General features: G+C 59.9%; 13 protein-coding genes and 1 pseudogene. 10 read left to right on the plus strand and 4 right to left on the minus strand.

Annotated features, from left to right (window positions below; genetic code table 11):
* Positions 1-46 precede the first annotated feature (46 nt).
* The 6 genes and pseudogenes from Q2941_RS22055 to Q2941_RS22080 all read left to right on the plus strand — a co-directional run bounded on the left by Q2941_RS22055 (position 47) and on the right by Q2941_RS22080 (position 6,279).
* Positions 47-1,214 (plus strand): annotated as a pseudogene (locus Q2941_RS22055) (IS3 family transposase).
* 360 nt (positions 1,215-1,574) lie between these two features.
* Positions 1,575-2,255: a matrixin family metalloprotease gene (locus Q2941_RS22060; RefSeq protein WP_458193706.1), complete on the plus strand. Its 681-nt coding sequence runs from the start codon at positions 1,575-1,577 to the stop codon at positions 2,253-2,255.
* A 92-nt stretch (positions 2,256-2,347) separates the two neighbouring features.
* Positions 2,348-3,364 (plus strand): S1 family peptidase, encoded by a 1,017-nt coding sequence (locus Q2941_RS22065; RefSeq protein ID WP_458193707.1) that lies wholly within the window; start codon positions 2,348-2,350, stop codon positions 3,362-3,364.
* Positions 3,365-3,513: 149 nt separating this feature from the next.
* The gene (locus Q2941_RS22070; RefSeq protein ID WP_458193708.1) at positions 3,514-4,281 is read left to right on the plus strand and encodes a hypothetical protein; all 768 of its coding nucleotides are present in this window, start codon (positions 3,514-3,516) and stop codon (positions 4,279-4,281) included.
* Between the two features lie 626 nt (positions 4,282-4,907).
* Positions 4,908-5,126 carry a hypothetical protein gene (locus Q2941_RS22075; protein WP_458193709.1) on the plus strand — a complete coding sequence of 73 codons (219 nt, stop codon included), beginning with the start codon at positions 4,908-4,910 and terminating at the stop codon, positions 5,124-5,126.
* Positions 5,127-5,457: 331 nt separating this feature from the next.
* Positions 5,458-6,279 (plus strand): DUF3800 domain-containing protein, encoded by an 822-nt coding sequence (locus Q2941_RS22080; RefSeq protein ID WP_458193710.1) that lies wholly within the window; start codon positions 5,458-5,460, stop codon positions 6,277-6,279.
* A 271-nt stretch (positions 6,280-6,550) separates the two neighbouring features.
* Here Q2941_RS22080 and Q2941_RS22085 read toward each other — a convergent pair whose 3' ends face one another.
* From Q2941_RS22085 to Q2941_RS22095, 3 genes are read right to left on the minus strand one after another with little or no spacing between them, the layout of a single operon-like run.
* The gene (locus tag Q2941_RS22085; RefSeq protein ID WP_458193711.1) at positions 6,551-7,918 is read right to left on the minus strand and encodes an exonuclease domain-containing protein; all 1,368 of its coding nucleotides are present in this window, start codon (positions 7,916-7,918) and stop codon (positions 6,551-6,553) included.
* 12 nt (positions 7,919-7,930) lie between these two features.
* Positions 7,931-8,446: an ImmA/IrrE family metallo-endopeptidase gene (locus Q2941_RS22090; RefSeq protein WP_458193712.1), complete on the minus strand. Its 516-nt coding sequence runs from the start codon at positions 8,444-8,446 to the stop codon at positions 7,931-7,933.
* On the minus strand, positions 8,443-8,805 hold the full coding sequence (locus tag Q2941_RS22095; protein ID WP_458193713.1) for a helix-turn-helix domain-containing protein: 363 nt from the start codon (positions 8,803-8,805) through the stop codon (positions 8,443-8,445). Before Q2941_RS22095 ends, Q2941_RS22090 begins: the two co-directional genes overlap by 4 nt.
* Positions 8,806-8,949: 144 nt before the next feature.
* On the opposite strand from Q2941_RS22095, the gene Q2941_RS22100 reads away from it, so the two are divergent.
* Genes Q2941_RS22100 through Q2941_RS22115 form a run of 4 tightly spaced genes read left to right on the plus strand, consistent with a single transcriptional unit; the run spans position 8,950 to position 11,945 of the window.
* Complete coding sequence (locus Q2941_RS22100) at positions 8,950-9,345, plus strand: DUF2604 domain-containing protein (RefSeq protein WP_458193714.1); 396 nt, start codon at positions 8,950-8,952, stop codon at positions 9,343-9,345.
* Complete coding sequence (locus Q2941_RS22105; protein ID WP_458193715.1) at positions 9,326-9,931, plus strand: putative metal-binding protein; 606 nt, start codon at positions 9,326-9,328, stop codon at positions 9,929-9,931. Before Q2941_RS22100 ends, Q2941_RS22105 begins: the two co-directional genes overlap by 20 nt.
* Positions 9,928-10,416, plus strand: a complete 489-nt coding sequence (locus tag Q2941_RS22110; RefSeq protein ID WP_458193716.1) for a Mov34/MPN/PAD-1 family protein — start codon at positions 9,928-9,930, stop codon at positions 10,414-10,416. Before Q2941_RS22105 ends, Q2941_RS22110 begins: the two co-directional genes overlap by 4 nt.
* Before the next feature lie 2 nt (positions 10,417-10,418).
* Complete coding sequence (locus Q2941_RS22115; RefSeq protein ID WP_458193717.1) at positions 10,419-11,945, plus strand: E2 ligase fold family C protein; 1,527 nt, start codon at positions 10,419-10,421, stop codon at positions 11,943-11,945.
* A 387-nt stretch (positions 11,946-12,332) separates the two neighbouring features.
* Here the strand turns inward: Q2941_RS22115 and Q2941_RS22120 are convergent, their stop codons facing one another.
* Complete coding sequence (locus Q2941_RS22120; protein WP_458193718.1) at positions 12,333-13,439, minus strand: NAD(P)/FAD-dependent oxidoreductase; 1,107 nt, start codon at positions 13,437-13,439, stop codon at positions 12,333-12,335.
* Between the last annotated feature and the right edge of the window lie 5 nt (positions 13,440-13,444).

A 13,444-nucleotide genomic window follows, 5' to 3' on the forward strand; every position in this document is an offset into this window, starting at 1 on the left:
GACCACGAACAGAAGCAAGGTACCCGCGGCACGCGCTTTTAAGGGATTGACAGAAGCAGACCGAATACAGAAGCAGATCATCGGGATTTTGAAGGAGCACGAGGCTGGCGTGTCGGTTGCCGATCTGTGCCGGAAGCACGGCGTCAGTGATGCCAGCATCTACAAATGGAAAGCCAAGTTTGGCGGGATGGAGGTCTCGGAGGCCAAGCGGCTGAGGACGCTGGAGGACGAGAACACGCAGCTGAAACGGCTTTTGGCCGACGCCATGCTGGACAATGCGGCGTTGAAGGACCTCCTGGGAAAGAAGTGGTGACGCCCGCGGGGAAGCGGAAAGCTGTCGCCCATCTCGTGGACGCCTACGGGATGAGCGAACGACGGGGGTGTAAAGCCATCGGCTGTCAACAGATATCGGACAACCCGGGCGGATGACGCTGCTCTACGCCAACGCATAAGAGCGATCGCCGAGGTGCGCCGTCGCTTCGGCTATCGGCGCCTGCATGTTCTGCTCAAGCGGGAGGGCTATCTGGTCAACCACAAGAAGCTGTTCCGGCTCTATCGGGAAGAGACCGTCGCCGTGGTGGCCGCAAGCGGGCGCTCGGGACCAGGGCGCCGATGGTGGTGCCGATAGTGCCGAATGACCGCTGGTCGCTCGACTTCGTCTCGGATCAGCTTACCGATGGCCGCCGCTTCCGCATCCTGACCGTGGTTGACGAGTGCACGCGCGAGTGCCTGGCGTTGGTGGCCGACACCTCGCTGTCTGGCTCCCGGGTGGCTCGGGAACTGGACCGGCTGATCATCGAGCGCGGCAAGCCCAAAATGGTGGTCAGCGACAACGGGACCGAACTGACCAGCAACGCCATCCTGACATGGGCCGACCAGAGCCGCGTCGCCTGGCATTACATCCCGCCCGGCAAGCCGACGCAGAATGCCGTCATCGAAAGCTTCAATGGCCGTCTCCGAGACGAATTGCTGAACGAGACGCTCTTCACTTCGCTGGCCCAGGCCCGGGTCGAACTCGACATTGGCGGGCCGACTACAACGATACGCGACCTCACTCGCAACTCGGATGGAAAACACCATCGGAGTTCGCCTTCACCTGCAACCCGCGACGGGATCTGGCGCTGCGCTATGCCGATGGCTCCGCACCAGCTCCCGTCTTGACCACCGCCCAATCGGGCAAATCCACCAGCCGGAGCGAACTCAGGACTGGATAAAACTTCGGGGCAAGGTCAGATGGTCCCCCAGAGACTTCGCGACTTTGGTACTCTGGCACTCACGTGATGCGGCGCCGGTCGCTTCCCGCAGACTAAAATGGTCGCGACGGCGATGACGAAACTAAAGAATTGCGCCACGAAACTGGTCCCGTCGCCATCATGATGGTCGACAGCACGCTGGCGCTCGAATAGCGACGGCCGGATCATCGCGTCGCCGAGTTCATCGGACGACAGGGGCACGCCTAGGAAGCGGTTGCCAAGCGGTAAGAGCGCGCTTGCCGGCGTTTGCGTTCTATGCCAACTTATAGTTGATCTATTGTAGCTGGTGCGGCGATGTATTTGAGCCGTGGGATCTGTTCGATGAGTCGAGTTTTTATCTTCGCACTGCTCGTCCTTGTGACGGGCGGAACAGTGCTGATCCGACCGTCCACTACTTTTGCTCAAGTCGCTCTTCCGACAGGCATGAGCAAGGAGGAGGCATTCGGCAATGTTCTTAAAGCGTCGAAGTGGGAGCAACTGAATATTCAGGTTTGCTGGGAAAATCTAGAAAGTGACGACGCACCTTACCGGTCGATTGTAAGATCTGCTGTGGAGGACACGTGGCAACGGTACTCCAAAATAAAATTTGAAGGTTGGGGAAAATGCGCGCAAGACACGCCCGGCATCCATATCCGTATTTCGGACGAAGGGCCTCACACTAAAGCGTTGGGCCGATTTCTCGACAAACGCCCCGACGGCATGGTCCTCAATTTTACTTTTGAGACTTGGAGCAAAAGTTGTCAGAAGACCCGTGAGTTCTGTGTATACGCCGTCGCGGCCCATGAATTTGGACATGCCTTGGGCTTTGCGCATGAGCAAAATCGTGCCGATGCCCCGAGCGAATGTCGAAAAGACGCTCAAGGAACGACGGGCGATTACAATGTTACGAAGTACGATCCACAATCAATCATGAATTATTGTAACCCAATATGGAATGGCGACGGAAAGCTAAGCGCTCTCGATATCGAGGCGGTTCAAACCTTCTATGGGCCACCGAGTTAGCGCTTCTGATTGCGCTAGGCCTTCCCGTTAGCCCTCACGCTGACGAGGCTGCGGTCAAGGTTGCCGGGAAATACGATGCTCGCGTCGCCCATGTGGAGACGATCGGGACTCTCTACAACGACACTCAAGATGTTGGAGCAGGGTCCGGTCTTTTGATTGGCGAAACGCTGATCATTACGAACAATCATGTCATACCAGACGCCAACAATTACAAGCGATTGGATATCTTCGTTCGTCTTAAGTCGCGCTTGAACAATCCGAAATCGGCCACTCTCTTGGCACGAGATTCCCAGCGAGATCTTGCGCTGCTGCAACTGACCGCGCCTGTCTCGGACGCTGGTGGGACCCGTTGTCCGATGCCCATTCTGGTGAAGCCATCGCAAGCTCCGATGGGTACAACGGTGCTCGTGCTTGGCTTTCCGCTCAACCAGGATCTCAGCCTATCTGGTGGTCTGATCAGCAACCACGGCGCCCCTCCCAAGGAAATCCGCTGGCAGACTGACACGGTGATGAACCCTGGCAACAGCGGGGGGCCTGTGTTCGAAGATCACGGCTTCCTATTGGGCATCGCTGCCGGCGGCATCGTCGAGTGGACGTTCGGAGGAGAGACTCGCAAAGTGAACGGCGTGAACTTCTTCATCCCTGCTTCGGAGCTGATCGCGAGCCCATTGTTTCAGCAGATAGATAAAATTCCGGAGGACAAGCGGTGCTGGCGCGTGTCTCCGGAGGATCTGGTTGTCGATGCGAGCACTCAAATAACGATCAATGATGGAGGATCTCCGAAAGCGCCTTTGGGACCTCCGAAACTTGATCGAAGCTTTACGGTGTCGGAGACCAAAGACGATCATCCAGTAACGTTTGCATCGCATTCTCGCAACTATCAGTCCCGCTTTCAGGCGGAGCCTAGCTACAAAATCGTCGCTTGTACGCCTAAGGCCGAGAGCGCGAACAATGCCCATGACATTTCGTGCAACATTGATAGCGGCGGTCGTTCTGCTGTCTTTGCGTACCGTCTGGAGAGCGGACCCGCTATGGATCGCTGGCGAGGTTGGTGGGCCGGATACGTCACGTTGCGGCAGGAACGTATGGCGACGGATGGCCTGCAGTAGAAATTAGATGCCGCATCGAATTCGAGGTCGCACTTAGGAAGCAATCTTCGAGGGGTGTCGCGCTGGGTACTAAAGGTGGGGGACTGAAAGTGTCAATAGTTCAGCGGATTGCGCTTACGCTTACATGCGGGCTTGGCGGATGCGCCATCATGCCCGACATTGCACCGGATTGGGCACTTCCAATGCGGGAGATCATGCTTCATTCGGCCTGCGAACTTCAGGATGCGCTCGGGACACTTGACCGAGAGGTGCCCCATGAATTGTTCAATGCACGAAACTGGAAGATTGCGGTCACGCTGAATCCAAAGTCGGAAGCGGATATCGTTCCTGGAGCCGGTTTAACTCGGAAGGTACCAGCAACCGCGACCACACGCTTTTCGAACTGGGTCTTTGGGACCGGAAACGGCGTCACCCTGGATATGAGGGGAAACCATACAGGAAGCGTTGATTTCAATTTCGATTCTGAAAAGCTCATTCTAGATAGTGCGCTACCCTGCGAGCGAGAAACCATCTCCTATCATGCACTGACGAAGAATCTTGCGATCAAAGAATGGCTTTATCGTTCTGTCCAAGCCACCGCGCTGGCTGGCTCAGCCATCGACAATCCAAAGTTCACGGCCCAAGTCGTCGTTAAATTCAATGGCGCCGCCAGTTACACCTACACATTTCCGCCAGGGACCGACTTCCTCACTCTTGGAGGATATTACCAACTCGATGAGACATTGAGCATCGTCTTTACGAAAAAGCCGGCCGTTGTGGCAAAGTATGATCTCGTGACCCTGCCAGCAGGAGGGGACGGGTTCAAACGAAATCAGGCGCGTCAGGTAACGTCAGCGATTTCAATTTTAGAAGACCAACAGGTCTCTCTCCAGCAAATTCGGCAACAATTGCAGAATATCAGGGCGGTTGGTCAATAAGGGGCTCACTATGGACGTCGCGGATTCACTACAGACTACCCTTTTGATTCTGTACTTCGTTGGGCAGCCGCCGATGGATCCCAAAGGCATCCCCAAGGCTGAGTTGGAAACAAAAATGAACTGGACCCTCCAAAGTACGAGTCAGATAGAAACGCGTAGCCCCGAAGCATGCCGAGCGATTGGCAACCAGCTCATCGAAAGGATGGATAAGGTCAATACGATGACCGTACGCGCTTACTGTCTATGCGCAGACGGGGCGGGTACGATTTGTAAGGGCACAGAGGAAATGTCCAAGGGGCGAGATCAGGAAGATAAGAACGCCCGAAAGAGCGAGAGCGCAACCGTAGAGGTGCTTGGTCGAACTTCTGGATCTCAACGACGAGGCGTGCCAAAGAACTGATGCCAGATCGATGCGTGTTTTCTAGCGCGCCACCGATCGCTTTCACCACCGCAAGGTGCTGCGATCGTCACGATGTTCACCTTACCCGCCGCCGCGGCATCGTAAGTCGTGTCAGCTTGCCTTACGGCCCGCCCGACCCGTCACATGAACCGACAGCGCGGAGGATACGGGCCCCGCGCGATCTTCTCAACCTCGACCAAGCAGAACTCGCAACGCTCGTCGGGTCATGCGACGTACGATCATCCGGCTCAAGACGGAGGAGACGATTCCGACGAATCCGCGGCGGATCGACGTCATCGCGGCGATCAGGGACAAGCTCGAGAGGGACTACGGGATCCGCTTCGTGTACGCCGACAAGACGACCGGAGAAGGCGTCGTCATGAAGCGAGGCGGTGAACGTGTCCCCACCGGTAATCAAAACGCGCCCCGAAGTCTGATGATATGAACCACCACCCGCCAACGCAGCCGATGCCGAAGCCTAGCGTCCTTGGTCTTATTCCGTTGAGCGATGAATACCGAGGGCGCTCGTTCGGCTTTCGACGCGAGACGGCGCGCCGTCGGTAGTAGAATGCGCGTGCGTCTATCCGGTCACGTGGTCAAGCTTGGCGATGATGCGCTCTCCGACCCGGGAGTATTCACACGCTTGTGCCCGAACCGCGCCATGACGATGCAGCGTGTCGGGGCATTGAGGCGACACCACCGCCGTGCTTGATGCGAAAACAGAAACGAGTAATACCGCTGTCCACGCTCCCCATTCACTCATCTGCAAGTCGCACATGCCCAATGTCGTAAATTTCTATCTCGATGACTCTGGCACTAGGCATCCCGACCACGATCCCGGGAAGCGGGCTGCGCACGGGTACGATTGGTTTGCCCTGGGCGGCGTGCTGGTGAAACAGGAAGATGAGGAAGCGGCGCGCGCCTTACACAAGGCTTTTTGCGACAAGTGGAATATTGCCGATGCAATTCATTCGGTGGAAATTCGTGGCCGCACGGGCAATTTCTTGTGGCTCATGGAGTTGAGCAAACCGAGCCAGGACAAGTTCTTCGAGGATCTCTATCAACTGATGAGAGGCGCGCCCGTCACGGGCCTCGCGTGCGTGATAGACCGCCCAGGCTACAACGCACGATACGCCGAGAAGTATGCGGGTCAACGATGGATGCTCTGCAAGAGCGCCTTCAACATCGCCGTCGAGCGCGCGGCAAAATACGCCCGCTCGATTGGGTATCGCCTTCGCGTGTCGCCCGAACGGTGCAACAAGCCGGAAGACGCGTTGATAAGAGGATACTATGACGACTTGCGAACGAAGGGGCCTCCGTTCGCGGTCGATACGTCGGACAAATATGCGCCCCTGACGGCTGAGCAGTTCAGGGAAACGCTTTACGAACTGAAGCCGAAGAAAAAGTCATCTCCGATGGCGCAATTCGCCGATCTGTTCCTTTGGCCGATCTCCATCGGCGGGTATCACGCGAGCAATCGACCGTTCCAGCGATTGATGGAAGACGGGAAACTGATCGAGTGCGGAATGGAGTCAGAAGAGTGGCCGATGCTCGCAACAAAGTACTACTGTTTCGAGAGCGTCAAACGCAGGCCCTAAAACACAAACGCCCAAGCATTTCTGCTCGGGCGGAAGGGCGACCACACGCGGTGACCTCGTAGGCTAAACCTGCCCTTAAAATAGATTCCGGTGCCCCATAGTCAACCAGTAAATTTTCGCTTTCCAGTGGAACACTTTAGCGATTTGCTAAATCGGCCCGATTCGGACCTTTAGAGAATCGCTGTAACCGGGCTGCGCGACCTTCAGATCGCGCCGCGGACGGAGCGGGCGCTCGCCCCGGCACGGGAGCAGGCCTCCGGCGAGCCTCGGTCTATCGAAGGTCGTAAAACGGCTTCTTGAACGCGTCGGTCACCTCTGCTTCGATCGACTCGAGCTCGGACAGAGCAGCGGCAATGGTCATCCAGGGCGGAGAGGCGTACTTCCCGTCTCCGCGTCGCCGTGCGGCGATATCGTCCTCAATCACGCGTCGCTGCGCCTCGTCGAGCAGATGCGGGCTCTCGAAGTAGATCAGCCGGCGCCCCAGGCGCTTCAGACGCACATCCTCAAGACGATGGACCAGGTCCGACCTCGCCTCCCAAGGGAGGCCGTGGAATTGCCGGCACAACTCGGCATCGGCGTCGGAAAAGAAGGCACCGCCGTAGATCTGCTCCTCGACATGATCCGAGGGTGCATAGGTCGGCTCGAGGGACGCGGCCGCACGGGTGAGCGCGTCCATGAATTCGGGATCGGCACGAACCGAAGATGCTCGTCGCGCACACTCGTCTTCCGTCAGATCGTGAAAGCGGCCGGCATCGATGTCCCACAACGGGTATAGTAGTGGCGAGGCGTTGACCTTCAGCCGCCGGATGGGCCGAGGTTCCACTGTCATGCGAGCGGCGAGTTCGCCGTCGTCGAGCTTGCGCAAGGCGTCGATGTCGCTGGCGAGGTCGAGGCAATAATGCGCATTGGCGTCGCGCGGGCTAATGCCGACCCTCGTCAGGAAATGGATTACCTGCGGGCGCCCGAAGTAGTCGAAATATGCGAATACGTCCTCGTTCCTGACGAAGTCTACGACTGCCGCCTTCGACGAGAAGCGCAGGAACGTCGACCAGAGATCGGGCGCGCCGGCGCGTACCAGTTTGCATAGCCCGAGCATGGCATCGACATCGGCCGCAGCGTCGTGGACTTTGTGCGACACGATGCCGTTCGCCGCAGCGACCGCACCGAGACGATGAGTAGGACGCCCATCGGAGTCAAGGCCGGCATTCACCACGGAAGGATACAACGTCGTTGCAGCCCTCATTAGGTTGAGGACATCCGCACGGGCATTGCCGTTCGTATTGGTCAGGAAGATTGGATGCAGGCAATGATAGAACGCCTGCCGCAGGAATTCCTCGTCGAAGCGAATGGAATTGTATCCGAGGAACGTCGCGGGGCACCACGATGCGAGCGCATTGGCGACCTCGCACACCATCGAGTAGTGCGACTGCCTTGAACGGCTCTCGGCGTCGGCGAGCGTATGACCGGTGACGAGCAACGCTTGCGGCGACGGAATGACGTGGGGCATCAAACGCGACTTCGTCTCGAACCGATGGGTCTCATTGAGATCAGCGTCGGTTCTGACGGCGGCGAACTGGAGTATCTGGTCGAAGCGCTTGTTCAACCCCGACGTTTCGACATCGTACAGGATGAAAGCCACGATGGACGTCGCCTACAGCCTTCCGAGCCTGAACTGTAGAGCGGCGAGACTGACGCGGAACCGATTTGCTATGCTAATCAGGTAGTCGTCATCCTGGATGTCGCGGGACGATTCCGTCAGCACCTGTCGGACGAGCCGCTCAGGCATGAGAAGTTCGGAAGCGAACGCGTTGGCCTGCATTTCGAGGGGATCGCAGCCTTCTGCGGAGACGGAATCGCGCGGGAGGAAATTTCTGCCCTTATCGATCAGCACCGTTGCCTCGAGCTTCGATCGATGCAGTACCACGTGCGCCAATTCGTGCGCGATCGTGAAGCGCTGTCGGTTAGGGTGATGGTTGGAATTGACCCCGATGACCGGCTTGCCGTCCCGGATGAACGCCATTCCCGACAATTCGTCGTCGAATGGCGTGTATTCCACGCGCGCTCCCAAACCCTTCGCGAGCTTCTCCACCGGGACTGGCGGCGTCCGCAATCCGAGCTTGTTGACCAGAGCACGTGCCTGCTCTCTCGCCTCTTCCAGTTCGTTCATCTGCGGCCCCCGCCCGTCCGTCTTACGTATTGCTCGATCTGCGCCCGCTGCGCCTCACTAACGTCGCTGCCCTCGATCATGAGCGGACCACTGGCCTGCTCGAACGAAAAAGCGCCAGGGACCAGGTCGGTAATCGACTCCGCCTTTAAGGCCGTGGCCAACCGATAAACCTGGTGAAGCATGATCTTCTGGCGTCCTCGCTCGATGTTCGCCAGCGAAGCTCGGGTGAGACCGATCTGATCGGCGACCTCCGACTGCTTGAGCCGGAGTTTCTTCCGCCTCGCCGCCAAGCCGGCGCCAACGATCCTGTAAATCTCCAAATCAGTCATGGCGTGATAGAAACGCAATTCGATTGGCACGTCAATTGCACAAACAAATTTGTGTCCAATACAAACATTAACGAAATTTAAAGTTTCTTATGTAAATCTTTAGCCGGAATCACGCTAGGCTTTTGGCCTAGTTCGGGTGCCGATTCCGGAGCGCCCGCGGAAACGGAGTCGACCATGCACGATCACGGAAATAAGGATGCCCAGCGGCTGGAACGTGAGGCGAAGGCACTCGAGCGGGAACTCGGTAACGGCGACCACGGGCACGACGATGGTCACGACCATGGCGGCGACCACGATCAACACGGCGAGGTTGTGAAGATCACGATGGTGGTCAACGGCCAGCCGGTCACGATCGAGGCTACCCAGCAGGAACAGCTCTCCGACGTCCGTCAGCGCGCCCTGACCGAGACCCAGAACCTGGCCCAGCCGCCCGAGAATTGGGAAATCAAGAACGAGGCCGGCACGGTTCTCGACCCCGACAAGCGCGTCGCTCACTATCACTTCGGCAAGGAGGTCACACTCTTCCTCAGCCTGAAGGCGGGAGCTGCTGGTGGCGCCGCAGGTCGTTGATCCGGCGGTCTCGCGCGCCAAGTTCGACCGCGAGATCGCTTCATACCGGGAGATGGAGACCGCCTACCGCAAGCGGGGCTGGCTCCTTCTCGATGCCGACTTTCCCGACATCTGCGTCGCCTTCGCGGTTCCGAAACTGCGCCCCTTCCCGATCGTCGCGGCCGTCGTGATCGACTTCACCGACTACGACCTGCGGCCCTTGTCGGTCCGCTTCGTGGACCCCTTCACCCGCGAGCCGTTGGTCGCGCGCAACCTCAACTTCTCCATGCTGCGGCGTCAGAGCATGCCGCCCGAAATGTTCGCGGCAATGCTCCAGCAAGGAACCGTTCCGGTCGCCAACATCGTGCAGGCCAACGGTCTCGACGATCATCCCTTCATCTGTCTGCCGGGCATCCGCGAATATCACGAGAACCCCGCCCACACCGGTGATTCATGGCTTTTGCACCGAGCTTCTGGCGAAGGCTCCTTGGCCTTCATCCTCGACAAGATCTGGACCTACGGCGTGGAGCCGCTCTCGATGTTTCAAATCCAGGTGCAGGCGACCACGCTCGCCCTGGGAGCGAATCCGCAGGCGTTCCGGGAATGACGCGGCTCTCCGACGTCCGTTCGGTCCGGGTGCCGCGGAACTGCGCCAACGCCGTCCACGCCCACATGCGCAAGGTCGGACGCGACGGCTTCGAAGGTCTAGGCCTGTGGGCCGGCCGGCAGACCGGCGATATGTTCATCGTGGAGGAGGCAGTCATCCCGGCCCAGAAACACATCCGCACCGAGGACGGTGTCTGCGTCATCACCGAGGCCCAGGAGCTGCATCGGCTGAACGTCTGGCTCTACCGCAAGAAGCTCTCGCTGATCGCACAGATCCACAGCCATCCGGGCCGGGCCTACCACTCCGGCACCGACGACCGATACGCCGTCGCGACGACGGTGGGCTGCTTCTCGCTGGTGATGCCCGACTTCGCGACGGGCCCGTTCGCGATCGACCGCCTAGCCTCGTACCGGCTGGATGCTACCGGCGCCTGGCGCGGTATTTCCGCGTCGCAGGCTGCCCGCATGATCACGATCGTGGAGTAGCCATGGCCTTTGCCAACTTCTTCGACCGGAGCGCCACGGCCGCCTCGTTGGTCCTCGCGAACTTCCGGCTGGAAGATTTCAAGGACCGACTGTCGGCGCACCTCGTAGCGCTGTCCTTCGACGAGGCCGCCGTCAAGTCGCCAGAAAACCGCGCCACTCTCGACTTGTCGGTCCGGCTCCTTGCCCGGCTCTATCCGGTGCTGGTCATCCATCCGGTCGGGTCCGCCGCCGCCGAACACGCGACCCGGCTCCGGGGGTTGGCCCTCAGCATCAACGACCGCATCGAGCTGCAAGACGAACTTGCCGACGCCGACATCGTCGTCGCCGTCGGCAACACAGAAGTGGCCGCCGGACTCGACGCCATCTACATCGGCTCCGATGGGTGGCGCGCGCTGCTGTCGCGGAAGGGGCCAGTGCGGTCCGGATCGACGAAGAATCCATTCGGCGCCGGCGCAGCCGCATGTTTCGGCGCCGCCAACGTCTTCAGAAGGATCTTCGCCGATCAGCTTCCCCGCGGCGATCTCGACGACGAGATCGACCTGTCGTTATCGACCTACCTTCAGGGATCCACGGCCGCATCGGCGCTGCCGGATATCTGCGACGTGGGAGACGCCTATCTCGTGGGCCTGGGCGCAATCGGCAACGGCGCCGTCTGGGCATTGTCGCGCCTTCCAGGTCTCGCCGGCGTCCTTCATCTCGTCGATCACGAGAACGCCGACCTTCCGAACCTTCAGCGCTACGTCATGGCCACGCAGCACGATGTCGGTCGCCGGAAGGTCCGGCTCGCCCGCGCGCTGTTCGGGCAGGAAGCGCTCAAGGTGAGATCGCACCCGCAGCGATGGAGCGACTATGTCGACGGTCGCCGCAAGCGCGCTTTCGAGCGGGTCGCGGTGGCGCTCGACACGGCCGAGGATCGCATTGCGCTCCAAGCCTCGCTGCCCAAATGGATCGTGAACGCATGGACCCAGGACGTCGATCTGGGCGTCTCCCGGCATTCGTTCGTGGACGATGACGCATGCCTCGCCTGCCTCTACTTGCCGACCGGCGCGGTGAAGAACGAGCACGAACGGGTGGCGGAGGAACTAAGGATTCCCGATGCCCACCAGGAAATCCGGACACTGTTGCAGACGCATCAGCCGGTGACCGAGCCCTTCGTCCGGCGCGTCGCCAACGCGTTCGACGTCCCCTTCGAAGCGCTCCAGATGTTCGTCGGCCAGCCGGTACAGACCTTCTACCGGAACGCCATCTGCGGCGGCCTGATGGTCGGCCTGACCGGCGGCAGCCACGCGGGCACGGCCGTCGTACCCATGGTGTTTCAGTCGGCGCTCGCGGGGATCATGCTTGCGGCCGATCTGGTCAAGCACGCGGCCGGCATGCCGCCTGCCTCGACCACGACGACACGGATTAATCTGCTGCGACCGCTTGCGCCGTTCCTGGGCGACCCGCGCGCCAAGGATACGAGCGGCCGCTGCATCTGCTGCGATCGCGACTTCCTCGACGTCTACAGGCAAAAATACCGCCTGACGTAGATCTGGATGCGGATCCGAGGATCGACACGGCCGTGGACGAGCAGCACGGAAGGTCGTTGAGGCAGGTGACGACGGTTTCGAACCATCGGTCCCCGGTCCTGTTCTCCTGAAGAGAGCCGCAACGAACTCGCAACGAATTGGGTGAAACGACCGTGAACAAAACGGGACGGATACGGCTACTACATCAAGAAAGATCAATAACTTAGAAGATGCTCACTGCGTTCGTGACGCAGGGATCAAATCGCAACTCGAACCGAATGTCGGTATCGGTGGTTGCGCCTCCCCGCAACCAAGTTCGGACTTTGCCGGTTCCGATGTGAAAATGGCCCGCTTTCCAAGCGGGCCATTTTTGTTTTGACCGACAGGCGGCTTGGAGCGTGCCGTTGGTTACGCCTCGAGGTCAGACGAGATGGTCTCAAGCGAAATGTCGTTGCGTCGCTGCCAGAAGGGCGCGTCGGGAAAGCGACGTTCGGATGCATACATTGCGCGCTGCGTGGCCAGGTAGGATGCGATCCCCTCCAGAAACTGTCGCTCGTAGCGCCGGGATGCCGTTGTGTCCCCCGCCAGCGCACCGGCCACACTCTCGGCAGCCTGAATGCCGCTCCACAGCGCGATAGCAAGGCCATTCGCTCCCAGCGGATCGAGCGCAGTCGCGGCATCGCCCGCCCGGACAATGCGATGGTCGATCATCCCTGACATGGTGGTGGTGCTCGCCGGCGCGAACTTGAGCTGCGCGCACGCAGCCACGTCGATCCCCAGGCTCGTCACGCGTGCCGAGATCGCATGAGTGTGCGAAACCATGTCGGCCCACAAGGTCATGTCCTTGCGCAGGCCCGCCGGGAGCAAGTCCGAATCCGTAAAGAAGCAGAGCAGGATGCGGCCACCTGGCAGCATGGACATGTACCACCATCCCGCCGCCACAGCCTCGACAAGCGTCGCCGGCACGGCTTCGACATCTTGCTCGAGCTCGAAAATGCCATAGCAGGCCACGAGCTTGTCCAGACGGCGAAGCGGCGCTTCGCCCCCGGATGTGACCGAGGCGCGGCCGGAGCAATCGATCACGAACTCGGCTTCGATCGAGGAGCCATCGGCAAGATCGACAACGACGTGGTCCGGTGCCCGCGAGAGCCGTCGGGCCTCGGCGCATTGCCGCGCGAGGCCGTCGGCGTCGAGCGTCCGGGCCATGCGGGTCTCTAACCGCTGCCGGTCGATATGCCAGCCCGACGCTCCCTCCTGGTGAAACGCATTCCGCCGCAATATGGCGCTACCCCACACCGAATAGCGCCCCTGACAGGCGATCGCAGTCTCCGCGTCGAGCAAGCCAAGCCAGCCGAGACTCTCGAGATGGGGAGAGGCGCGAAATGAAAGCGTTTCGCCGCGATTGGCGACGTCATGACCGGGCGCAATGAGAAGCGGACGGCATCCCCGCCTGAGCAGGGTGCGGGCACAGGCCATCCCTGCCATTCTCGCGCCCAGGATCGCGACCTGGTGCATGCGCG

This window comes from Bradyrhizobium sp. UFLA05-153, from assembly GCF_054185185.1.